Source organism: Psychrobacter cibarius (genome assembly GCA_030686115.1).
In the GTDB taxonomy this organism is placed as follows: domain Bacteria; phylum Pseudomonadota; class Gammaproteobacteria; order Pseudomonadales; family Moraxellaceae; genus Psychrobacter; species Psychrobacter cibarius_C.
This window is the reverse complement of the sequence record CP131612.1, coordinates 1,062,949-1,082,665: the sequence shown is the minus strand read 5'-3', so window position 1 is coordinate 1,082,665 and position 19,717 is coordinate 1,062,949. Positions and strand designations below refer to the sequence as shown.

The following is a 19,717-nucleotide window of genomic DNA, read 5'->3' as shown; positions in this document are numbered from 1 at the left end:
GGTGTGTTTTATTTTGCAAGCTTATACAACTATCTGAAAGCTATCTATCAGCGCTATTTCAACAGGGAGACCGAAGAACGTATCTCGAGGCTCTGTTTTTAGCGACTGATAATGAGCCTCATGTAAAAGCGCGTCTCGCTGTTGCTCTGACATTCTTACGGACTTAGGTTGATGACCTTTAGCGCACATGAGCGTTATCTTATCAATGATAGCTTCTGCAGCAACTATTTCAGCACTCATAATCAATACCTTTGGATGTTAAAGCTTAATCATACTACAAATCAGCAAATGGATTACCACTACCTTGATCACCTTTTGGACCCATTAATCTTTGACGACTGCTAGGATCAAGTCCAAGCAAACTACCAAACTGCACCATCTGACGCTTGGCTTCATTGACTACTGTTACCGCTGGATTTTTAATGACAGTCTTTTCAGTATGGAGGGTAATGCCGTTCTCGTTAATATCTTGTTCAGCTTCACGCCAGCGACAGTACGCCATACAAAATGATTCAACATTATGCAAATCCGGTACCGTCAAAACTTCATTGGCCAATAAGTCCGGCATGATAGTTTCCCACATACCAATAGCGATATCAGGCATCCAAGCAGGTGCATCAACTTTGGTGAGCTTCGTAAATTCAGGCTCATTATTATTCAGTGCACGCTTACCGGGATTACCCGCCAGCTGTTTTTGCTTCGTGGGTTTTGGCTTGCGACCACGACCTGATACCGTTGCAACGCCGCCCATCTCAATCTCCAATTTTGTAAATTTTGCTTTTGACCTAAGTTTTTAATTACGCGGAGTTTTAAATGTGACTTAGGGGGCGGTCACATGGGGCTTCCGGCTGAAGGATTGATGTACCCTCCCCCTTTATTCATTGGCTGTTTTGGTTCGGTGACATTTTTTACAGAGCGATTGGAGGTTTTCAAGCTCGTCGGTACCGCCATTTGCCTTATTGATTATGTGATCGACGTCGGTGGCTGGCACGTATCTACCTGAGCGCTTACAAGCCATGCAAAGATTACCATCACGATCAAGTACTTGCGCACGAAGCTTACGCCAAGCATGTCCATAACCGCGCTTGGTTGTGCTGCCTGTTCTGTCTGGTCGCTTGGTCCAGTTGCTTCGTTGGTCTGCATGCTCATCACAGTATCCTTTGTCTTTACGAGTGGTTAGGTTTGGACAGCGATACTGTCTACATGGCGTGGATGGCATGAGTACTTTCCTTGGCTTCGATAAACTTAATGAGCTGCTTAGCTTCTGTGTTGCCACGGTCAGCACGGTCTTGCAACAGCTTGCGTTGATGCGCCTTGAGTGTAGGAGTCTCAGCCTTGTCGTAGCTGTCATAGAGCTCTTTGCCTGAGTATTCGTACAACATGACAGCAACTCCATGACCAAACGTTAGATATAAAAAAGCCCACGCTATTTCTAACGTGGGTAAATCGATTGGATGTTATTAAATTAATAGCTATTTTTTGTGCGTACCTTCTACACCGCGACGCATACGCTCAATAGTTCTCTGCTGCAACCAGTGCTGCGCTTCTTCAATGTGAGTCAATGCACAAGCATTTTCTTTGCAGCGATATTCACCGTCTTGAAAACCGCGTAATCGGTCTGCAACAATCTCAAGCAACACTTCGTTTGTTAATCCGTTTACGCCGTGCTCATTAATAGGACCATTCTGGAAACGAACATCAACTAGCGTGCTATTACCATGCGTTACTTGATAATGATGATTAGAGTTACCCTGCCCTTTTTCATCCATCGCTACCAATGATAATGTGTCATTAGTTGGATTGATGATGTGACCTTTAATCTCTCTCATAATAATACCTATTAAATACTGGGCATAAAAAAGCCCACGCTATTTCTAACGTGAGCAAAGGAACAATAATATGGCCCGTTGGGCAGGACTCGAACCTGCGACCTCATACATCAGTGTAATGCGCTCTACCTGCTGAGCTACCGCCGGGATAATAAGAGCAATAAAAAAGGCGCTTAGAATTAACTAAACACCTTTTCGCTGCGGATGCAGACAATATAACACATTTATACTATGTACCTCGGTCAAAGTCAAACGGTTTCGGATGCAAGTAATCGCTCAACCTCAATCTCTGCTGCATCGACCAGCTTCTTACAATGCTTATCACACATCTTCATCCCTGCCTTAGTACCACCCCGTCTATACTCAGGCTCCGACTTAGTGAGCTTTTGCGCCAATCGCTGATAACTATAGCCGTATCGATACTTGAGCTTGATCAACCGATAGTTATATCTGTCATGCGCTTTGAGATATGTCATAGCATGCTCAATATCCAGCATAGCCTCATCACAACCAACATCAACGCCACCGCCACTATCTGGCAATATAAGACTCCATGCTGATTTATAACCTAGCGGACTGCAACTACCCACACTGCCACCGCCCACTGGTGATGCTGCGATATTGCCACGACCTACCCAACGACCCCACATTGCCAACTTTGCCTTGATACCCAATTCATCAATTATCACTCGCTCACCTCACTTACTGGATCAAAATTATTCAAGAAATAAACGATGTCAGAATGGCACTCTTTAGAACCCATGTCATAAAAAACACAGCGCTGTGGCAATGATTTTACAATCGCCAATTCACCACTGTGCTTACATCGCCACTCGCTTTTAAGCTCTACACCCCTCACAGCCCTTCTCCTTAATCCCGCTTAAAACCAACTCTTGCAACCATCAGCAGCGCTAAGAACCCAAGTAATGCAAACAATGAGTCTGATAGCTTGTATAGCGATATAACAACCCATGACACAGCTAGCACCAATACCACGTTATAAATCATCGCCATTAGCGCATGCCAGCATTCTGGCCAATATCTCCAATCCATAATCATCTACTCCTTTAATCTGAGTTGGTGGCATGAGCTGCCCATTCTGTTTGTATTAATTCATAATCCAGCATGCCTGATGGTGGGTTAAGGTAATCGCAATCTGAGCACCTGATCATTAAAAAACCATTAGGATAATCACTGCCGGCAGGTCTAGGTCTGAGCTCTAAATCACTAATTGAAAACTTTATAACTTGATGGCAGTTGCCGCATGTTGCTTGATGGTCATTCATGGCTCACCTTTCATGTGCTTTATATACGTTAAAAGTCTCGAACATCCCAACCACCGCCATTCCTTTTGGTCTGCTTCATGATTGCAATAAACTTAAACGGAAATTTATCAGCAGCGACTTTAATCTTCACAAGCGCATCGTCAGTCCAATGACCTTTAACTTCGTGTATTTCTAATTGCCCGTCTGAGCGCATCACCAAGAAGTCTGGCTTGTAAAACGTGTTATCTGCTAACCGTAGGTTGATGCCGTCGAAAGAGTAATAAGAAATCTCACCTGCGCGGCGCTGCATTTCTAAGTGCTGGGCATAGGCTTTTTCAGTGTTATTCATCGTTCCCGTCTTCATGCGGCCTAATGCTTGTATGTTCTTATTCATCTCTTACCATCCTTTAAATTAATGTCGCCATATTCGTGATCTATAGCGTTTCCAAAATCGTCCCACTTAGCATAGTCATCATGGAAAGGATCTCCAGCAACTACTCTTACCCGTCCTGACCAGCCTTTGTGAGCAAATACCTTTGTGTCATATGCTTTCTGTAATCCTGAGACATTGAGATCCTTTGTGGTTTTCATAAAAACTCGCCACTCAGTATTCGATAAGCCGTTGCCATCACGATTGGATCTTGTCCGTTTCCAATCGCCGTAAGCTGCTGGCGCCGATCGGGTAATTCATCATCCATTCCGCAAAATACGGGCTCAGGTACGTTTGATTCTGATAACAACTGCTCAAAGCTTCTAATTCTGGCATTGCTAAATTGCTGATTGCTGTTTCTAGATTCCGATGCTGATTGCTTCTTATGCTGGGTAGTTTCAGTTCCGCATGCATTGCGCGGCTGCTGCGCGGGGTCGGTAGCGTAAATCCAGACTCGTTTCCGCTCATGTATGTTTCCGCAATCGTCACTTCCAAGCAATAATGGTGCGCTAAGCTGGTATCCAAGACCTTCGATAATTCTGCAAACATCAATGATGGCTGCATCGCTGAGCAAGCCTCTGACGTTTTCAAAAAAGAGCCTTTCCGGTCGTACAATCTCAATTGTTTTTTCAATTTCACACCAGAGATAACGTTCGTCACTTGCTCCCTCGCGCTTTCCAGCCACTGAGTGCGGCTGACATGGAAATCCGCCTGTAATAACGTCGATGAGTCCTCTGTACTTATGAGCGTGGTTTGCGTTGAATTCTGTGATGTCATCATAAATTTCTCCGTTATCAAACCACCCGTCTTGCATGCGTTGTCTTAATACTTTTTGACAATATTTATTTTTCTCAACGTACGCGACTGTATTCCAACCCAGTATCATTGATCCGTAGATGCCACCACCTTGACCGGCAAACAAAGCGAGTTCTTTTACGCTCACACCGCCTCCTTCATTTCTCTTGATAAACGATCATATGCTGTTACTCGAGCTTCACCAGACTGAACATATCTATCTACATAAGCCTCGGTTTCCGCAGTGGTCATACCTTCCAGTGGTGGGCGCTTACAACCATTCAGAGATAAAGGCGCATACTCATCAGCGGCATCACTAGTGCTGTGACTGGGGTGGTAGATAGGCGGTAAATCACTGTCAAAATTTGAGCTGCCTTTATTGGCTGTGGTGCCCCAATCTTCGTTATCTGTAGAGAAGCGACCTTTGGCTTTTTCCTGACGCGCTTGGTCGGCTTTTTGGTTGTTTGCTTCACGTATCATCCATTTGATTAGTTTTACTTTGCGATAAGATTCTGTGGTCAGTGGATTGCCTTTGAGCGCTTGCTCAGCGTAATGAGCTTTGAATGCTGAGATTTCAAACTGATACTGTTCATCGGTTAGCTGAATCATCTTGCCTGCTTTGAATAATTCACCGCGCATCTGGTCAATGGTTGGTGCTTCCCAATTCTCAATATCATCAGCACGTTGGTCGCGTATCTGGTCAGCTTTGGTTGCTGGCTGGTTGACTGATGGCTGTGATGCTACTGGTTCAACTGGTACTGGTTGGCTGTCTGATGGTTGATTGTCATCAGTAGAGTTATCCACAGAACCATGATTAAACTTATCCACAATCACCTCGCCTGTGTTTGTGTGTGCGTCTTCACTAACTGGTTTCTGGTTATTGGTTTCTGGTTCATGGTTCGTAGTTATGGTGTCATTTTCCGCATTAATTTCATTCGTGATTGCATTCACTGCATTCGTCATTGGATTAGCGTTAGTGTTCGTCATACCATTCGCTTGATGGATAGCGTTAGTAGCATCTGTTTTGCTATCACTGTTAAAGCGCTTGCTATAAAGCTCTCTAAGCGTTGTTATAGAAGTCTTGAGCGTGACTGATTCGCCAACACCTTTAAGGCTATCAACCATAAATTTACGTTCGTCATTAGAAGTTAGCTTGTATTCGCCCTCGTTCGTCATGACACTCGCTTTATCATTCGCCCTATTCGCTTTCACATTCGCTTCATTCGTCATGACATTAGCGTTATTCGTGATTCGTGTTAGCTTGTCGCCACCAAAGCGCTGGATGTATAACTCTCTAATAGCTGACATGCCAGCATTCGATTCGACAGTTACACCAGCTGCTCTAAGTCGCTTAGTCATATCACCAAGTGCAGTAGAGATCTGCTGAAATTTATAATCTTTGATTATCTTGTCCCATACTGGATGCTTGAATAGCTTGCCAGCCTTGGTGAATTTGTCTTTTAGTACGAATACCAGCGCTTGCTGTTCAGCGTCGTCAGTGACAGATAAGCGGCGCTGTAATAGGTCCATATCACTGCCATCGATAGGCTTTTCTTCTGATAAGTACAATGAGCGCAAATCAAGATATATGGTTTTCTCGATGCGGCTCATGTGCTTGGTTTCAAAGTCGATGTCAGTGAAGTTATGATTGACGAAATGCATTACGCCACCTCATGAACGATGGCGAATAGACGCGCTAGATGGGTTAAGCCCTTTGGCGTGAATAGTGGCTGTGTTGTAGCGCGTGTTTCGTAAACAGTGACACCATTGCGATTAACTGGCACGGTGTAAGTTACTGGGCGTTGTGACATGAAGCCTTGTTGTAAGCGATTGCTACACATTTGCAGCTTGTCTTTGTTATCGCGGTACATCCAGTTGTGAGCAATACACCATGCATTGAACTTCTGTGGTTGAACGCCTAGTGTTTTAGCTGTATCACGCGCGTTAAGACTACCCATAGCGCTGTCGATAACATCCAATGCAGCTGCTTTAGGCTCAGCAAGTGCTAAGCGTGATTGCTGATCTTCAATAAGCTCAGCTTGGTCAGCAGCAAGGCGTAATGCTTCAGATAGTGTGGCTGGAATAACTGGCGCGCTGGCTTGCGCTTCTAACTCTTGCCAGCGCTGAATGATTAGATAGCGAATTTTTGCGTTATAACCCGATACCAAGGTAATAGTTAAGTCTTTATTGAGCAGGTATTCGGTTTGCTGACGGTTCATGTTGTCAATAAAGATACGCTCAAATATGAGCGCATCTATTTCGAGCTCATCAAACATAACCAAGCAATCACGCTTCACGTTCTTGTGCTCTTTATTTGTCAGCTCTGCGATTTCACGGCTAGACATGCGCTGATTATTATTTATTTGCAAATTCTGAATATTCATTGTAAAATTCCTTCAACAATTTTAGTTTATAGCTCTAAAGAAACACCTAAACCCCATCAGCTCGAACTGATGGGGTTTTTGCTTGTTTGGCTCTCAGGTAATCAATCGCTTCTAGCTTCTCACCCAAATCAATAATCTTTTGATTGCGCTCGATGCGCTCAAACTCACGTTTGATATCTGCATCATTTATTGCGACTTCTACTCTCGCTCTTAAACGGCAGATTTTGCACTTGTCGTTACACATGGTCAGCCCCACAATGCTTTGCGATTTGAACGCTCAATGTGCGAAACGTTACGATGGCGTTCTGAATAGCCGTTTGAATTGCGTCATGCTCATTACAATCGATACGACCGTCTTCTAACGCTTTGTGCATCTCAGACATAATGTCGCCCTGGCATGCTGACGTAGATAGTGCTGTCATGAGTATGCTTGCCTGCGTCGCCTCACCATCAACCTGATAAAACACACCGCCAAGACGCTGGGCCATGGCTTGGATGATAGCCGTGTCGTTGGTGTATTCCATGATGGTCAAAGCTTCGTCTAAGCGCAGATGATGACTATCAGTGTTTGGATTAACCTTATTGTTTAATACTGTGCTCGACATACCCATGCGTGCGGCAATGGCTGTTGAGCCGCCATGCTTTGGGTTATGTACTGTGCTGTGTGCTGCGTCTATTACGTCCATCGTGTCCTACCTATTTATAAAAACGTGTTGTTGATGAGTGCGTGGTTGTATTATCTACTTAACGGCTTCAAGTGATGCTAGTGCTGGACAAAGCTCGGAAGAAGATATTTCGCCATTGGTAAGTCTTTCTGCCTTTAAAGCCAATACCGCAGACATATGCGCATTCCCTTGTAACCAAGCCCAAACTGAAGGCTGAGTACAACCAAGAGCGTCTGCTGTCTTTTGCTGTCCGCCAAAATGAGCAACCAGCCGCTTGTATGATTTTTGGGAAGGTGTCATTTATATTGTCCTAACTATTGATTTTATAAGATTATATTGTTTTAACTATAAATAATCAATAGTTATAACTGTTTGTTATTGTATAGTCTTGACTATAAAATGGGATATTGACTATTTATTTTAATATCGAGGAAAGTATGAACACGCTACCGGATAGATTGAAGTTTGCTCGAGAGCAACTGAACCTGTCGCAACAACAGGTAGCAGACGCTGTGGGCATGAAGCAACCTAGTTACTATCAGCTTGAGGCAGGCAAGTCGAAACGCTCACGATTTATTAGTGATATCGCTAGGGTGCTAGAAACCAATGCTGATTGGCTGATGTACGGAGAAGGTGATAGTGCGCCTAAGCCAAGCCGTGATGACTTAATCCAAAAAATAAGGGATATTGAGAACGGCGGCGTAAGGGACAGTAGTACAGCTCCATTGGGAACTTCCAACATGGCAATGGCTGAAAACTCAGACGAAGTACCTATTTTGAGCTGGGTAGCTGCTGGCAGTTGGTCTAACGTAGATGCTGTTTGTTTTGATGATGCTATAGGTAGAGTATCAAGACCAAAAAATCTATCAAAAAATGGTTTTGCCTTAATTGTACGAGGTGAAAGCATGCTTCCTAAGTTTGACCCAGGCGATATTATCTATGTAGAGCCAGAAACAGGGTTGTTTGCATTAAAGAACAACGATCTTGTGATAGTTCAATGTAATCATGATACCGAAGCCACATTCAAGCAACTGGTACTAGGTGAGACTTCAGATGACATGTATCTAAGACCTCTTAACCCAAACTGGCATGAGCAAAAAATGCTGCCGATGGGTGAATGCAATCTAGTTGGTAAGGTGGTGGGTAAATATGTCGAATACTAATGATTGGGCGTATGTATGGGTATGCCATTTTTTGAAGCATGCAAAGCCAGTTGATACACCACCATTAGGATGGTGCGTGTATCGTGAGGCATTGGATTGGGATTAGTTTTGATGCGTACTAGCCAGCACGCTTGAGACTGGCTAAAACTGATGAAGAGAATGATATGGATATTAAATTTTCAGGCTCACCCACTGACGGCATGGCGCTAGTTAGCGTTTATTTGGATGGCGATCTCGGTGAAGATATGCCGTTGCAGTCCGCCCAAGTGGACTTGTGGGTGCCTTTTGATGACTCGCTCGAAAAAATGCACGCAAACGCTCGTTCCGCATTAGCCACTTTTCTAAAACAAGCGCTAGAGGCCCTTGAGAGTCCAGATCCTGAATGATGGATTCAATAATTATTTTTGGCTGGCAAGTTGTTCGTACTTGATTGCCATCAATAACAAAGCGGGATAGTTTATCAGCGGACTCAATAATACGATCATGATCGATATTATCCGCTGATGAATTCTGTAATAAAAGGCGGACTATCTCTAGTCTGATTTCTGGATTGGGTTTCATATAAACTTCCTATTGTTGGTTAAAGTAATTTAAATGATTAGATGGATCGCTTTAAAGTTCCAGCGCTTGGCGCAGATTATTAGCCGCTGGTATAACGGAACTGAAGTCCCTTATAAGAACTATGGGTCACTTGTTTTTTTGACACCTATTATTAGATATCACTGGACAGCGGCACTGCTACACCGTTTTATTCGTTGGTATAAATTCAACTGGTTCAATCTTTGGATGCTAATAATCACTACGCTTGGTGTTCTGGTTGCACTTATCGCGCTCTTTAAATAGTTTTTGCACAGCCTGAGCGTCACTTGGTCGCACGATATAAATAGTTTTTTTATTCAAACTATCTTCTGAAAGCAATGTATTGGCGACATGCTTGGACATCTCTTCAATACTTCCTACATTTTTTACCTTAGGTTCGCTTAGCAGCAACGTGGCATCCTCATTGCGAGCCTGCTGGTAGCCATGAGACTTGCCTACATTGAAAGCAATCCTGATAAAATTAGCGATCGCCAGTAAGATGAAACAGATTCCTATAAAAATTAACTCCATAACCCACCTAATCGTCAATTCAAACCGCCTAAATGGCGGTTTTTTTGTGTGTGATTAATAATTATTATAACGACAATTTAAAGTTAAAACTATTTTTATTGTTAAAACTATTGACAGTTACTTATAGTTAAAACTATAATAATTCATCACAACGACGCAGAGTAACTGTTATGAACTCAATCAAAGACTTTCTAGCCAGCATCGGCATCCTTGCACTACTAATCCTTGGTATGACGGCAGCAACGGCTGGCGTGCAACACATCAATGACGCATTTAATCGCTCACAAGCAGGTCAAGACGCGCTGATTGCTGAACATAAAGCGTATCTAGCCCAAGACGATGACAACTACGTTACTGACCCTATGAATGGGTTTGACGAAGAAGTCTACGAGGCATCTGAGCAGGCAAAAACAGCGAGTCATGCCAATCTTTTTATTTCTAATGCGTATGGGAGGGAGTGATGACGACCTATCACTTAAAGCAGTCTATAGCAGGATGTCTTCGAAACAACCGTGTTGGCACTATCGATTTTTTGGAAGATGGAAACGGTAACCCTCTATCTGATGCTGAAGCAAGAGTTGAACTAAACAAGCTGTTAGAAGCAGGTCACACTGTTATGCCGGTTGGTGACGACTGCGAAGGTTTTGATGTATTTGGTGGCGGTTGTCCTGGTCATGAGCCGCTGGCAGGTAGCGACCTTGCCAACGATCTAATGGAAGAGCGTCAGCAGGCATTCCTAAAATCAAAACCCATTGTTGGTCAAAAGTTACTCCTAACTCAGCGTCAAAGAAATGCACCACCTATCACAGATAATGTGACCGTTAAGAAGGTTGGAACAAAGTATTTCACGTTGGACAAAGCTTTCCATCGTAGATTTCATATTGATTCTAAACGCGAAGCAGACACTCATGACTCTCACTTAACTTTGTATGCTAGTAGTGATTGCTACGATCATGAAAAGGATAAGGATAAGCTAGCATACGAGATAAAGGATGCTATCAACCAAGTTGGTAATCGTACTTTAAAGGCTCTGACAATGGTGGAGCTTGGAGTTATCGCCAACCTTGTACTGAATAATAAGGATGATAAAAGATGAACACGCCAGCAATGATTATAGATTTTGAAGCAACGGATGTTAGCAAAGAAGCGGAAGCGACGCAGCTTGGGTGGCGTAACGTGCGATTTAATAAACAAGGTTTTCTATGTGCAGACTTAGATCATCTGGCAAATGCGCCTTGCAGCCCATCCATTCTTTGTACGCCTGATCGTATTATTGGTTATGGCGCTATGGCTGTCAGTCATATAACGATGGATGACTTAAAAGGTACTTACAACCATAAAGACCTTATACCAACGCTGCTACCTGAAGGTGAGGCTTATATCATCGCTCACAATGCAGATTACGACATTCAAGTCGCTGCCAATGCCGGTGTCGATGTTAGCCAGTACAAACGAATTTGCACTCAAGCGCTGGCACGCGCAATGCTACCCGAATTAGATAGTCACTCACTAGGCGCACTCACCTACGCGATCAATCCTGAGCTGGCACGTAAGTATTGCCGCAATGCTCATGACGCTGGTTACGATGTGACGTTTACGCTGTGGCTGCTAGAGCACTTATGTGAGCTAGGTAATATCACCAGTATGGAACAGCTATATCTTGCCAGCGAGGAAGTTAGAACGCCTATCATCTTTGATTTTGGTAAACACAAAGGCAAGGCTATTAAAGATATGGCTTGTCACGCTAAAGATCGTGAATACTTTGACTGGGTGTTCGACAATATTGATGATAAGCCTTATTTAATTAAAGCGTGCCGATACGCAGTAGATAACATTCGATTGCTTAACTGGGTTCGTGAGATGCCTTCGTCTAATTTATTTCCACTGATAGCAACTATAGATAATGGCGATAGCTATCATGTTTACACAACCGCTGCTACATCATCACCCTACACCGCCCTTAAAAAAGTAGGTGATCAGGTCGTAGATGATGGTCTTTTTGACACGATAGAAGAAGCTAAAGCTTGGTGCGTCAAGCATTTCAATATAGGAGTTTTTCCTCATGAGTAACACAAAAGAACGTCCAATAATCTTGACCGCGCAAGAAGTAGCGGCTATGCGTGACCGTAAAAAATTGCAACACAGAATGCCATTAGAGCCACAACCTTATCTTGATTCACAAGGTCACTGGACATGGGAAAGTAAAGGCGTCCATATCTGTGTACGTTTTGCTACTGTAAGACCTTTTCTTGATGCTATGCGACGACGCGCTATAGGTAGTAAAGCCGCACCCTTCAAGGTTGGCGACATAATGTGGGCGCAAGAAGAACACAGACCGATTAGTTGGGCTTTTGAAGATGGTGAAGTGACTATTGAGTACCGAGACGGCTACGCTACCTCACATCACTATCTGACCGAAGAAGAAATGGAAACGAATCCCAACGATAATTATCCATTTGCGGTGGTTGAAGAATTGTTAGCGCGCAATGTGCCAATAATGGAAGATAAGGACCGCTTCGATTTCAGTAACCCCGAAAACCTACCTCATTGGCGCAGTGCTGAAGAAATGCCGCGGTTTGCTTGTCGTAGCTTTTCGGAAATAACCAGTGTGAGAATTCAGCGCATTCAAGATATCAGTGAGGTTGAGGCGCTAGCAAGTGGTTTATTAATCCAGTCTTGCGAACAAGGATCACAGTGGTTTTTAAACCCTGCTTCTAGAATGAAAACCAATGTTTTTCATCGGGATGAATGGCGCAGCGCTTTTTCAGTCTATTGGGACTCTCTTCATGGTGTAGGTGCATGGGATAGAAATGATTGGGTATGGGTTTATGATCTTAAAAAGGCAAATACTTATGAATAATACAACTGAACGTCCAGTAATATTTAGCGCGCAAGAAGTCAACGCAGTGCTGGTAGGTCATAAGACGCAGCATAGAGTGATTGTTGAAAATCCTTCTAATGGTTTTGAGTTTGACTTTAATCTGTCTGGCTTAACCACTCCAGCTATCGGTTATATGAATAATAAATTTGGTCTACTTACTAAGCGAGAAATACACCCTAATTCGAATAAATTTGAAAGAGGTATTACGCCTTGCCCGCTTGGTAAAGTCGGTGATCGGCTGTGGGTGCAAGAGGATTTCATACCTGACCCGCCAGCTGGTCATGATGCGTGGGAAGATGAAGATAGCGTCACTAATTATTTCCAGTGGGATGGGTGCGGCAGTAAGTTATCAGAAATTCCCAATAGATTGCGCACTTCTGAACACGTCATATACAAGGCAGGACGGGACAACCCAGACTCCATGATGTGGTTTAACGCTTTGCAGATGCGCAAATGGGCTAGTCGCCTACTTTTGGAGATAACCGATATTCGTATCGAGCGTGTGCAGGATATTGACGCAGCTAGTGCGGAGGTAGAAGGTTGCTTTGATTTTTCTGGTTATGAAAGGTTAAAGCCAAGACCTTTATCTGCGTTTATTACCTACTGGATGGCAAAGCATGGCGATGACGCATGGTTTACAAACCCGTGGGTTTGGGTGATTGAATTTAAAAAGGTTGATGACTAATGGCTGATGATATTGATCGCGCTGGTGAGCGCATAGATGCTGAGATGGCAGCTCGTCTGCGTGTCTTACCAACGTTTAGTATGCCGTCATTGCTTGATCGCCAAGCATGCGGTGAAGAAATACCAAGCAAGCGACGCGCCATTGGTGGTGTTACCAGGTGCGTTGACTGTCAAAATCATTTTGAAGGGCGGAGATAGTTATGGACCTAATCGAATTAAAAACAGCTTACTTAAAAGCTATGTTATGCGCCGCTGCCAAATCAGATGTTAGATACTACTTGGAAGGTGTTTACTTCGTCGGCGGTGACAACAAAGTGTTGGCTTACTCTACTGATGGTCGTCAACTATTGCGCTGGATCGTTAGTGAGAACTATCAAGGCGATGACTTCTCTTACATCCTTAATCGTCGCTGCATCAAAGATGCTATCAAGACCAAGTACCACATTCATTTAGAAGCCTCAACTGGTGATCTTGTTTGCGCTAAAGACGAAGACTTCAGAAGATTTAAAGGCTTGATTGATGGCAAATATCCAGACGTTAAGCGTGTTATTTCAGGCTACATCGACAATATAAATTCAGAGAAGGACGAAAATATATTGATCAATGCCAGCTACTTAAAGAGCTTAAGCAAGATAGGTAAAACCGTTGGAAAACATTACAAGCTCAAAGATGTGCCAATACGTCTCTACAGCTCAAAACCATTGAATCATATTACTAATATATTTACATTCAACGGCAACAAAAACCTTATGTATATCATGACCAGCTGCCAATCTGCAGGTGCTACAGATGAAGAACATCATGCGGTTCTGCTTGATGAGCATCCAATCCCAAAGAACGAAGCTCAGCAATGGCTTGATGAAGGTTTTGGGGCGATATGTGGATTTAGTAATGAGTCACCAGACGCTGCAAAAAACATGTCTGAATACCGGGCAAAGCTCATTGTTGATTATGATGATGACGGTTATATGGATATGAACGGTGATATTTGGCGCTTCGTTCATTTTATTGACCCTGTTGAGCCAAACCCAAATTTCGTACAAGGAGCGTGATTGTGAGTACAACTGAAATATACGGCTTTAAAGCCGATGGCTATGCAGAGTTTATTGGTGAAACACAAAACGCATGGCGTGGTGCTATGGCCGTTTGGACAGCCTTAGAAGAAAAGTATCTGGGATTGCTGCCATCGTCTATTGATGCTAATCATAGTTATTCCAGACTGATGTCAGTATTTAATGCCGAAAAAGATACTCAGGCAATATGGGATTTGGCGAGGGATGAAAGGTTGACAGATAGTGAGCGAATTGCGCTTAAATCAACATTCGACTATCAGCTTTTTAAATCCAAAGATGTTGATAAGGTTGTAAGTGCATACAAAGCGTTCGACGCTGATGCTAATTGCGATACGACGCTCAGAGAGCAAGCAGAAATAATAGAGCAAAATAAAGATAAATACATTGCGTTTGGCTTCAATCAAACCTCGGTCAATTCCGCGTTTTGGACTGAAGATAGGAACACTTGCGAATGTGAATATTGTGAACACTGCAAAGAAGATTATTACAACATCAACACGGAGTCAGAGCATTTTTACCTCTCTGTTGATCTGCATAAGGAGAGCGATTGTGAAACGAGATATTAAGACGCTTGATGATGCACATGATATTTTAAGCATACATGGCATTGAGAAGTCTCGAAGTATCGTGCGTGACGCTCCCGATGGCGTAGAGTCATACTCATGGGTACTAGGCGAATCGCGTATTAGAGATAAGGAGGTTTGGATATGCGACCTGAAGGACGCGCTAAAAATCAACGACAATGCAAGCGAGGTGACCACTAATGCCAAATGAATCTCAAGCCATAATCGACCTACTTCGCCAAATGGGCTTAACGCCCCTTGACTGGGTGGACGCCAAGCAGTTCTCTGAATTAACGGGCATTGCTGAGCAGAAACTTCCTCACCGTAAGCAACACTGGCCAGAAAACGTTGTTTGGACGCGAGAAAGTAATAATATATATTACTCAATAAGAGGATATAACAAGTGGATGACACAGCAAGCAGACATACGTTACCGCAAGGCGTGCGGCTTAGATCGGGACGCATTCAGATCTACTTTAGCAGAGACGGTAAGTCCCATCACGTCACGCTCCCACACCCAGTCACTGCGGAAGGCATCAAAGCAGCTGCTAAAATTAGACGCGACCTAATCACAAAAGCCGAATGGGGTGTGCTCACAGAAGTAGACCTCGCCAGCGCTAAAGGCGAAATGGTTAATGATGATAGCGTTATCGTCGGTGATGGCGCCCTATTCCAAGAGATAGCCCAAAAGTATCTGAAGCACTGTGAAGCCAATACTGACTCCAAAAAAGACTACGTGAGTGCATTGAACAAGCACTGGATGCCTGAAATGGCGCTGATACCCATTCACGAAATAACGTCTGACCTAATACGTGACATCATTTCTGACATTAACTTCAAGTCTGACAAGACTTTTAATAATTGCCTGGTGCCACTGCGCGGTGTCTTTGACAAAGCCATTGAGCTTCGATTGATCACACCTGCAGAAAACCCAATGGCCATGATTAAAAATAAAAAGGTGCAGTCAGGACTGCCTGACCCATTCACTCGAGATGAAATGAATGCCTTGCTGAATTGGTTAGATAAGAACTTAGTAGATAAGGACCATTTTTATTATTGGTATTTTGAAGTAGCGTTTTGGACTGGATGTCGCCCTAGTGAGCTGAATGCTCTAAGATGGAAAGATATCGACTGGTTCAACGGCTCAGTGATCATTAATAAAAGCCGTGTGCGCGGCATTGAGAAGCAAGTCACAAAAACTCATACAGCGCGTGAAGTATATTTGAATGACCGCTCGAAGCGTGCATTTGAAGCACTGGACGCTATGAAGCTGAGTGATGACTATGTGATGATATGTCCAGAAACGAATGAGCCTTTCTACAATGAAAAGCCTGCCCGCATGAGATTGATTGAAGCAATGAAGTCTACAAGGGTAAGACATCGCCCAGCATATAATGCCAGGCATACTTATGCCACGATGTTGCTCATGTCAGACGTAAACCCAGTATTTGTCGCCAACCAATTGGGCCATAGCTTACAGATGCTCATTAAGCGATATGGTCGTTGGCTGCATGGCGATCAGAACAAGCTTGAGATATCAAAGCTCACAACTAACTGAATAACCTATCATAGATTATAAGCAGTCATCAACATTGCCCTAATCCTGCTAATAAGTTAAAGTTGATGAATATTTTTTTCTTTATTATCACTATAAACTAATAATTATTAGAATAATTCACAGAAAAGGAATCTACGCTTGAAAAAAATAATACTAGCCGCTGTGCTATCTATCTTCGCACTTTCATCTAATGCTGCAATTAATACAGTAGATAATCCGTTTCAAAGCAATAGCAATACAGTGTTGAAGGAGTCTGTCGAAGTCGATCATCCACTATTTGTCAAAGGTGCTGGCGGTTCGCAGTGTAAAGGCTTACCTAGTACTTGCGGCCAGATGGCCAACTGTGAGCAGGCTAAGCAAGCACTGAAGTGCGGTCATAAGCAACTAGATAGAGACAAGGACGGAGTACCATGCGAATCAATTTGCCCAGGTGGTTAATTGGCATTGCCGTTTTATCGTTAGCTGCATGCACCTCTTCCCAAAATGACAGTTACGCTAGTCAATTTGTTTCTGGCTATGTTGTAGTGCATGAAATATTCTGGTCCGCTGATCATGATACCCCCTACCCCTTTACCACATCAGGTGAAATATCCTGTGTCTACTATCCAGAGTTTGGTACTGAGGTGTATTTTGAGCCTGCAGGCTATATTGATGATTCCTCTATTGGCACTCCGCTTAATAAGGCGGCTGCAGAGTCTCTAAAGAAAGCAGGTCTGGTTCCAAACGTACCTTATAGTATTAAGAAGGGTGCTGATTTGAGCGAGGTTAGAGAGGTTGGGTTGAAGATGTGTGATGAGCAGAGGGATAAGCTTGAGGGTGTGTAAGGCAATTGGCGTAGATTTAGCAGATTATAGGCAGTGCGCTAATGAATAATTCATTATTGATAAATTATATAGCTTGATAATAAACCTGGAACCACTATACAAAAATGGACAGTGACATACTCTTGCCAGCCAATCATGTCAAAATCATGTCATAAAAAAAGCCAGCCACCTAAGTGACTGACTTTATTTAAAATATTTGGTGGAGATGGCGGGAGTTGAACCCGCGTCCGCCAGCATTACGCTCATGAATCTACATGTTTAGTTTCTGTCTTTAGTTTTAATCCGCACCGATCCGACAGTCAGGATGGATTGGACGATTCTCTACTTTTGAACCCAAGCGATTGAGACAATCACTTGTGGCGAGCCTACATGCGGACGCTTCAACTTAGTTGACCAACTGTAGGTGATCAGCAACTAAGTAAACAGGTTTAAACCATGTAAACAGGGTTTAAGCTGCTAGAGCGTAATTTTCGTCGTTTGCGACTATAACAATATATGTTTGATTAACGAGAGGACATATACTCTCGACATGCATCATTGAGTTTCATTACCAGCGTCGAAGCCAGAACATCCCCAATAAGGTCGTCTATTATATAGGACTTATACGTCGACTTTCAACCTATATAATATCTGTATTACATTACGTTACAGCTGAACTCTCTAAGCCAGTACTTTATTAAGCCATTTACCGATATTTTGAATCTGCGGCATGCAAACTTGATGTGCCATCGGATAAGTATGATAAACAACATTATAGCCTTTAGCGGATAATAACTGCTGCGCCTGCTCGCCCAAAATTACAGGAACAACTGGATCATGCGTACCATGCTCAATCAATATTGGCATGTCTTTATTAGCAGCGCTATAGCTAATATTATCATTAGTCGCTAGATAAGTAGAGAGTGTCATCAAACCAGCTAAACGATGCGGGTAGCCAAGTGCCACATGATATGCCACTGCCCCACCTTGCGAAAATCCTGCGATTACAATGTGTTCAGGCTTAACACCACGCTCTATCTCACGGCTGATCAAATCAAGGATTTGCTGCGCAGACTCTTCAATCTGAGCGACATCGACTTTACGCTCTAGGCTCATCTCTAAGATGTCGTACCATGCTGGCATGACCATACCACCATTCACCGTCACTGGGCGCTTTGGTGCATGCGGGAAAATAAAACGCACTGCCATATTATCCGCTAAACCGAGCTGTGGTACCACTGGCTCAAAATCATGACCACTCGCGCCTAAACCATGTAGCCAAATAACGGCTCTATCTATCTTTTTTTGCGTTGGATTATGCTCAACGATGACCGCATCTAAATAGTCACTCATATTTTTAAATTCCTTTAAATAAAAATGGTAGGTACATCAAACTTATTTTTAGTAAAACTGACATTCGCACTATATTTCAATATTTTTTATAATAATACTGATTATTTTACAGCCTTTCATCAAAACCGCTAGTCAAAAAAGTCTTCGCTAATAATGCCTATTTCCATCAACTTTTCACATCTTTTAAGGCCTGATAGCAAAAGCGAGTGCGACTTTTGTGCTACGATAAATTTATCAACCTAGATAACACTCTAGCTACTACTGTATGATGCCCTACACTCATTTTTCAATGTTCGTATCTCATTAGATATTAATAACCCCTTCATCTTAAATAGTTTTTCTTTATATAGCGATATAACGCTTATGACCCATATTTTACTGGTAGAAGACGATCCTGCTATCGCGATGTCACTGAAAGTCACTTGCAAGCGTGAAGGCTGGCAAATCACTTGGCTCGATAATGCGAGCAGTGTATTACCAATGCTGCGCAATTTACATAAAAGCGCTGAAGCGCAAAATCTATCGGCGATTATTTTAGATGTTGGGTTGCCAGATGGCGATGGTCTCAGTCTCTGTCAACAAATACGCCACACCCCTGATATTAACGGCTTAAAAGACATTCCTATCATCTTCTTGACGGCTCGTAGCGATGAGGTCGATCGTATTTTGGGTTTAGAAATGGGCGGCGATGACTATTGTGCCAAGCCCTTTAGCCCGCGCGAGTTGGTTGCCCGTCTAAAAGCCATTTGGCGACGTGAGCAATTATTGTCTCAGTCCTCCACCTCCCATACAACAGAAGCAAGCGATACAGCCAACCCTGCCTCTCCAAATACTATGTCGGGGCAGGCGTTAACCTTTGAATGTCAGTCTGGCATCTGGCACTACCAACCGCTTAATTATTCGTTAATGTGGCAAGAGCAGAAGCTTGAGCTAAGTAACACCGAACGCAAAATCTTATTGACCTTGTTAAAAGCGCCCAATCAAGTCTTTAGTCGTGAGCAACTGCTCGGCGCTGTGAGCGACTATCCCGATCATCGCTTAGCGAGAACTATAGACAGTCATATCAAGTCCATTCGTAAGCAACTAGCGACCGTCGACGCGAGCATTGATGTTATCCATACCCATCGTGGCTTGGGTTACGCCTTGTGTCCCGCCTAGCTG

General features: G+C 43.3%; 33 protein-coding genes, 1 tRNA gene and 1 other RNA gene. 15 read left to right on the top strand and 20 right to left on the bottom strand.

The features are described 5' to 3' along the window. Nucleotides 1-21: 21 nt before the first annotated feature. The 17 genes from Q6344_04630 to Q6344_04550 all read right to left on the bottom strand — a co-directional run bounded on the left by Q6344_04630 (nucleotide 22) and on the right by Q6344_04550 (nucleotide 7,668). On the bottom strand, nucleotides 22-240 hold the full coding sequence (locus Q6344_04630; protein WLG14624.1) for a hypothetical protein: 219 nt from the start codon (nucleotides 238-240) through the stop codon (nucleotides 22-24). A gap of 34 nt (nucleotides 241-274) precedes the next feature. After that, entirely contained in the window at nucleotides 275-751 is a 477-nt protein-coding gene (locus tag Q6344_04625) for a phage terminase small subunit P27 family (GenBank protein ID WLG14623.1), read from the bottom strand. A gap of 123 nt (nucleotides 752-874) precedes the next feature. After that, nucleotides 875-1,219 (bottom strand): HNH endonuclease signature motif containing protein, encoded by a 345-nt coding sequence (locus tag Q6344_04620; GenBank protein ID WLG14622.1) that lies wholly within the window; start codon nucleotides 1,217-1,219, stop codon nucleotides 875-877. Further along, nucleotides 1,200-1,382: a hypothetical protein gene (locus Q6344_04615; GenBank protein WLG14621.1), complete on the bottom strand. Its 183-nt coding sequence runs from the start codon at nucleotides 1,380-1,382 to the stop codon at nucleotides 1,200-1,202. Before Q6344_04615 ends, Q6344_04620 begins: the two co-directional genes overlap by 20 nt. Nucleotides 1,383-1,472: 90 nt before the next feature. Continuing rightward, the gene (locus Q6344_04610; GenBank protein ID WLG14620.1) at nucleotides 1,473-1,829 is read right to left on the bottom strand and encodes a hypothetical protein; all 357 of its coding nucleotides are present in this window, start codon (nucleotides 1,827-1,829) and stop codon (nucleotides 1,473-1,475) included. 71 nt (nucleotides 1,830-1,900) lie between these two features. Beyond that, nucleotides 1,901-1,974 (bottom strand) — tRNA-OTHER (locus Q6344_04605). A 103-nt stretch (nucleotides 1,975-2,077) separates the two neighbouring features. Then, a complete protein-coding gene (locus Q6344_04600) occupies nucleotides 2,078-2,518 on the bottom strand; it encodes a hypothetical protein (protein WLG14619.1) in 441 nt (146 codons plus the stop codon). Between the two features lie 181 nt (nucleotides 2,519-2,699). Continuing rightward, a complete protein-coding gene (locus tag Q6344_04595; protein WLG14618.1) occupies nucleotides 2,700-2,882 on the bottom strand; it encodes a hypothetical protein in 183 nt (60 codons plus the stop codon). Between the two features lie 14 nt (nucleotides 2,883-2,896). Further along, nucleotides 2,897-3,115, bottom strand: coding sequence for a hypothetical protein (locus Q6344_04590; GenBank protein ID WLG14617.1), 219 nt, complete (start codon nucleotides 3,113-3,115; stop codon nucleotides 2,897-2,899). A 28-nt stretch (nucleotides 3,116-3,143) separates the two neighbouring features. Continuing rightward, nucleotides 3,144-3,488 (bottom strand): DUF1064 domain-containing protein, encoded by a 345-nt coding sequence (locus Q6344_04585; GenBank protein WLG14616.1) that lies wholly within the window; start codon nucleotides 3,486-3,488, stop codon nucleotides 3,144-3,146. Further along, entirely contained in the window at nucleotides 3,485-3,685 is a 201-nt protein-coding gene (locus tag Q6344_04580; protein ID WLG14615.1) for a hypothetical protein, read from the bottom strand. Before Q6344_04580 ends, Q6344_04585 begins: the two co-directional genes overlap by 4 nt. Next, nucleotides 3,682-4,467 carry a DNA cytosine methyltransferase gene (locus tag Q6344_04575; GenBank protein ID WLG14614.1) on the bottom strand — a complete coding sequence of 262 codons (786 nt, stop codon included), beginning with the start codon at nucleotides 4,465-4,467 and terminating at the stop codon, nucleotides 3,682-3,684. Before Q6344_04575 ends, Q6344_04580 begins: the two co-directional genes overlap by 4 nt. Further along, nucleotides 4,464-5,981, bottom strand: coding sequence for a DUF1376 domain-containing protein (locus Q6344_04570; GenBank protein ID WLG14613.1), 1,518 nt, complete (start codon nucleotides 5,979-5,981; stop codon nucleotides 4,464-4,466). Before Q6344_04570 ends, Q6344_04575 begins: the two co-directional genes overlap by 4 nt. After that, nucleotides 5,981-6,703: a phage regulatory protein/antirepressor Ant gene (locus Q6344_04565; GenBank protein WLG14612.1), complete on the bottom strand. Its 723-nt coding sequence runs from the start codon at nucleotides 6,701-6,703 to the stop codon at nucleotides 5,981-5,983. Before Q6344_04565 ends, Q6344_04570 begins: the two co-directional genes overlap by 1 nt. Before the next feature lie 46 nt (nucleotides 6,704-6,749). After that, a complete protein-coding gene (locus Q6344_04560; protein WLG14611.1) occupies nucleotides 6,750-6,947 on the bottom strand; it encodes a hypothetical protein in 198 nt (65 codons plus the stop codon). Next, nucleotides 6,940-7,389 carry a phage regulatory CII family protein gene (locus Q6344_04555; protein WLG14610.1) on the bottom strand — a complete coding sequence of 150 codons (450 nt, stop codon included), beginning with the start codon at nucleotides 7,387-7,389 and terminating at the stop codon, nucleotides 6,940-6,942. Before Q6344_04555 ends, Q6344_04560 begins: the two co-directional genes overlap by 8 nt. Nucleotides 7,390-7,443: 54 nt before the next feature. Next, the gene (locus tag Q6344_04550) at nucleotides 7,444-7,668 is read right to left on the bottom strand and encodes a Cro/CI family transcriptional regulator (GenBank protein ID WLG14609.1); all 225 of its coding nucleotides are present in this window, start codon (nucleotides 7,666-7,668) and stop codon (nucleotides 7,444-7,446) included. A 137-nt stretch (nucleotides 7,669-7,805) separates the two neighbouring features. On the opposite strand from Q6344_04550, the gene Q6344_04545 reads away from it, so the two are divergent. Both Q6344_04545 and Q6344_04540 read left to right on the top strand, forming a co-directional pair. Then, a complete protein-coding gene (locus tag Q6344_04545) occupies nucleotides 7,806-8,531 on the top strand; it encodes an XRE family transcriptional regulator (protein ID WLG14608.1) in 726 nt (241 codons plus the stop codon). 164 nt (nucleotides 8,532-8,695) lie between these two features. Beyond that, the gene (locus Q6344_04540) at nucleotides 8,696-8,917 is read left to right on the top strand and encodes a hypothetical protein (GenBank protein ID WLG14607.1); all 222 of its coding nucleotides are present in this window, start codon (nucleotides 8,696-8,698) and stop codon (nucleotides 8,915-8,917) included. Between the two features lie 403 nt (nucleotides 8,918-9,320). On the opposite strand, the gene Q6344_04535 is transcribed toward Q6344_04540, so the two are convergent. After that, the gene (locus Q6344_04535) at nucleotides 9,321-9,641 is read right to left on the bottom strand and encodes a hypothetical protein (GenBank protein ID WLG14606.1); all 321 of its coding nucleotides are present in this window, start codon (nucleotides 9,639-9,641) and stop codon (nucleotides 9,321-9,323) included. A gap of 170 nt (nucleotides 9,642-9,811) precedes the next feature. Between Q6344_04535 and Q6344_04530 the strand changes: the two genes are divergently transcribed. The 12 genes from Q6344_04530 (at nucleotide 9,812) to Q6344_04475 (ending at nucleotide 17,224) form a co-directional block, all read left to right on the top strand. Next, nucleotides 9,812-10,102, top strand: a complete 291-nt coding sequence (locus tag Q6344_04530; GenBank protein WLG14605.1) for a hypothetical protein — start codon at nucleotides 9,812-9,814, stop codon at nucleotides 10,100-10,102. Continuing rightward, on the top strand, nucleotides 10,102-10,737 hold the full coding sequence (locus tag Q6344_04525; GenBank protein WLG14604.1) for a hypothetical protein: 636 nt from the start codon (nucleotides 10,102-10,104) through the stop codon (nucleotides 10,735-10,737). The genes Q6344_04530 and Q6344_04525 overlap by 1 nt, the downstream gene beginning before the upstream one ends. Then, entirely contained in the window at nucleotides 10,734-11,711 is a 978-nt protein-coding gene (locus Q6344_04520; GenBank protein ID WLG14603.1) for a hypothetical protein, read from the top strand. The genes Q6344_04525 and Q6344_04520 overlap by 4 nt, the downstream gene beginning before the upstream one ends. Further along, complete coding sequence (locus Q6344_04515; protein ID WLG14602.1) at nucleotides 11,704-12,501, top strand: hypothetical protein; 798 nt, start codon at nucleotides 11,704-11,706, stop codon at nucleotides 12,499-12,501. Before Q6344_04520 ends, Q6344_04515 begins: the two co-directional genes overlap by 8 nt. Continuing rightward, entirely contained in the window at nucleotides 12,494-13,207 is a 714-nt protein-coding gene (locus Q6344_04510) for a hypothetical protein (GenBank protein ID WLG14601.1), read from the top strand. Before Q6344_04515 ends, Q6344_04510 begins: the two co-directional genes overlap by 8 nt. After that, complete coding sequence (locus Q6344_04505; GenBank protein WLG14600.1) at nucleotides 13,207-13,404, top strand: TraR/DksA C4-type zinc finger protein; 198 nt, start codon at nucleotides 13,207-13,209, stop codon at nucleotides 13,402-13,404. The genes Q6344_04510 and Q6344_04505 overlap by 1 nt, the downstream gene beginning before the upstream one ends. Before the next feature lie 2 nt (nucleotides 13,405-13,406). Beyond that, nucleotides 13,407-14,258, top strand: a complete 852-nt coding sequence (locus tag Q6344_04500) for a hypothetical protein (GenBank protein WLG14599.1) — start codon at nucleotides 13,407-13,409, stop codon at nucleotides 14,256-14,258. Nucleotides 14,259-14,260: 2 nt separating this feature from the next. After that, nucleotides 14,261-14,845, top strand: coding sequence for a hypothetical protein (locus Q6344_04495; GenBank protein WLG14598.1), 585 nt, complete (start codon nucleotides 14,261-14,263; stop codon nucleotides 14,843-14,845). Beyond that, nucleotides 14,829-15,053 (top strand): hypothetical protein, encoded by a 225-nt coding sequence (locus tag Q6344_04490; protein ID WLG14597.1) that lies wholly within the window; start codon nucleotides 14,829-14,831, stop codon nucleotides 15,051-15,053. The genes Q6344_04495 and Q6344_04490 overlap by 17 nt, the downstream gene beginning before the upstream one ends. A gap of 192 nt (nucleotides 15,054-15,245) precedes the next feature. Further along, nucleotides 15,246-16,400, top strand: coding sequence for a tyrosine-type recombinase/integrase (locus Q6344_04485; GenBank protein ID WLG14596.1), 1,155 nt, complete (start codon nucleotides 15,246-15,248; stop codon nucleotides 16,398-16,400). Nucleotides 16,401-16,538: 138 nt separating this feature from the next. Continuing rightward, entirely contained in the window at nucleotides 16,539-16,838 is a 300-nt protein-coding gene (locus Q6344_04480) for an excalibur calcium-binding domain-containing protein (GenBank protein ID WLG14595.1), read from the top strand. Next, nucleotides 16,811-17,224, top strand: a complete 414-nt coding sequence (locus Q6344_04475; protein WLG14594.1) for a hypothetical protein — start codon at nucleotides 16,811-16,813, stop codon at nucleotides 17,222-17,224. Before Q6344_04480 ends, Q6344_04475 begins: the two co-directional genes overlap by 28 nt. A gap of 197 nt (nucleotides 17,225-17,421) precedes the next feature. Here Q6344_04475 and ssrA read toward each other — a convergent pair. Further along, nucleotides 17,422-17,799, bottom strand: a transfer-messenger RNA (tmRNA) gene (gene ssrA / locus Q6344_04470). An 85-nt stretch (nucleotides 17,800-17,884) separates the two neighbouring features. Beyond that, a complete protein-coding gene (locus Q6344_04465; GenBank protein ID WLG14593.1) occupies nucleotides 17,885-18,556 on the bottom strand; it encodes a dienelactone hydrolase family protein in 672 nt (223 codons plus the stop codon). Nucleotides 18,557-18,919: 363 nt separating this feature from the next. Between Q6344_04465 and Q6344_04460 the strand changes: the two genes are divergently transcribed. Next, entirely contained in the window at nucleotides 18,920-19,714 is a 795-nt protein-coding gene (locus Q6344_04460; GenBank protein WLG14592.1) for a response regulator, read from the top strand. Nucleotides 19,715-19,717 lie beyond the last annotated feature (3 nt).

Excerpts from the sequence above, each read along its gene's own strand:
- Q6344_04630 (WLG14624.1), bottom strand. The coding sequence starts at position 240 with ATGAGTGCTGAAATAGTTGCTGCAGAAGCTATCATTGATAAGATAACG.
- Q6344_04625 (WLG14623.1), bottom strand. The coding sequence starts at position 751 with ATGGGCGGCGTTGCAACGGTATCAGGTCGTGGTCGCAAGCCAAAACCC.
- Q6344_04620 (WLG14622.1), bottom strand. The coding sequence starts at position 1,219 with ATGCCATCCACGCCATGTAGACAGTATCGCTGTCCAAACCTAACCACT.
- Q6344_04615 (WLG14621.1), bottom strand. The coding sequence starts at position 1,382 with ATGTTGTACGAATACTCAGGCAAAGAGCTCTATGACAGCTACGACAAG.
- Q6344_04610 (WLG14620.1), bottom strand. The coding sequence starts at position 1,829 with ATGAGAGAGATTAAAGGTCACATCATCAATCCAACTAATGACACATTA.
- Q6344_04595 (WLG14618.1), bottom strand. The coding sequence starts at position 2,882 with ATGGATTGGAGATATTGGCCAGAATGCTGGCATGCGCTAATGGCGATG.
- Q6344_04590 (WLG14617.1), bottom strand. The coding sequence starts at position 3,115 with ATGAATGACCATCAAGCAACATGCGGCAACTGCCATCAAGTTATAAAG.
- Q6344_04585 (WLG14616.1), bottom strand. The coding sequence starts at position 3,488 with ATGAATAAGAACATACAAGCATTAGGCCGCATGAAGACGGGAACGATG.
- Q6344_04580 (WLG14615.1), bottom strand. The coding sequence starts at position 3,685 with ATGAAAACCACAAAGGATCTCAATGTCTCAGGATTACAGAAAGCATAT.
- Q6344_04570 (WLG14613.1), bottom strand. The coding sequence starts at position 5,981 with ATGCATTTCGTCAATCATAACTTCACTGACATCGACTTTGAAACCAAG.
- Q6344_04565 (WLG14612.1), bottom strand. The coding sequence starts at position 6,703 with ATGAATATTCAGAATTTGCAAATAAATAATAATCAGCGCATGTCTAGC.
- Q6344_04560 (WLG14611.1), bottom strand. The coding sequence starts at position 6,947 with ATGTGTAACGACAAGTGCAAAATCTGCCGTTTAAGAGCGAGAGTAGAA.
- Q6344_04555 (WLG14610.1), bottom strand. The coding sequence starts at position 7,389 with ATGGACGTAATAGACGCAGCACACAGCACAGTACATAACCCAAAGCAT.
- Q6344_04550 (WLG14609.1), bottom strand. The coding sequence starts at position 7,668 with ATGACACCTTCCCAAAAATCATACAAGCGGCTGGTTGCTCATTTTGGC.
- Q6344_04545 (WLG14608.1), top strand. The coding sequence starts at position 7,806 with ATGAACACGCTACCGGATAGATTGAAGTTTGCTCGAGAGCAACTGAAC.
- Q6344_04540 (WLG14607.1), top strand. The coding sequence starts at position 8,696 with ATGGATATTAAATTTTCAGGCTCACCCACTGACGGCATGGCGCTAGTT.
- Q6344_04535 (WLG14606.1), bottom strand. The coding sequence starts at position 9,641 with ATGGAGTTAATTTTTATAGGAATCTGTTTCATCTTACTGGCGATCGCT.
- Q6344_04530 (WLG14605.1), top strand. The coding sequence starts at position 9,812 with ATGAACTCAATCAAAGACTTTCTAGCCAGCATCGGCATCCTTGCACTA.
- Q6344_04525 (WLG14604.1), top strand. The coding sequence starts at position 10,102 with ATGACGACCTATCACTTAAAGCAGTCTATAGCAGGATGTCTTCGAAAC.
- Q6344_04520 (WLG14603.1), top strand. The coding sequence starts at position 10,734 with ATGAACACGCCAGCAATGATTATAGATTTTGAAGCAACGGATGTTAGC.
- Q6344_04515 (WLG14602.1), top strand. The coding sequence starts at position 11,704 with ATGAGTAACACAAAAGAACGTCCAATAATCTTGACCGCGCAAGAAGTA.
- Q6344_04510 (WLG14601.1), top strand. The coding sequence starts at position 12,494 with ATGAATAATACAACTGAACGTCCAGTAATATTTAGCGCGCAAGAAGTC.
- Q6344_04505 (WLG14600.1), top strand. The coding sequence starts at position 13,207 with ATGGCTGATGATATTGATCGCGCTGGTGAGCGCATAGATGCTGAGATG.
- Q6344_04500 (WLG14599.1), top strand. The coding sequence starts at position 13,407 with ATGGACCTAATCGAATTAAAAACAGCTTACTTAAAAGCTATGTTATGC.
- Q6344_04475 (WLG14594.1), top strand. The coding sequence starts at position 16,811 with ATGCGAATCAATTTGCCCAGGTGGTTAATTGGCATTGCCGTTTTATCG.
- Q6344_04465 (WLG14593.1), bottom strand. The coding sequence starts at position 18,556 with ATGAGTGACTATTTAGATGCGGTCATCGTTGAGCATAATCCAACGCAA.
- Q6344_04460 (WLG14592.1), top strand. The coding sequence starts at position 18,920 with ATGACCCATATTTTACTGGTAGAAGACGATCCTGCTATCGCGATGTCA.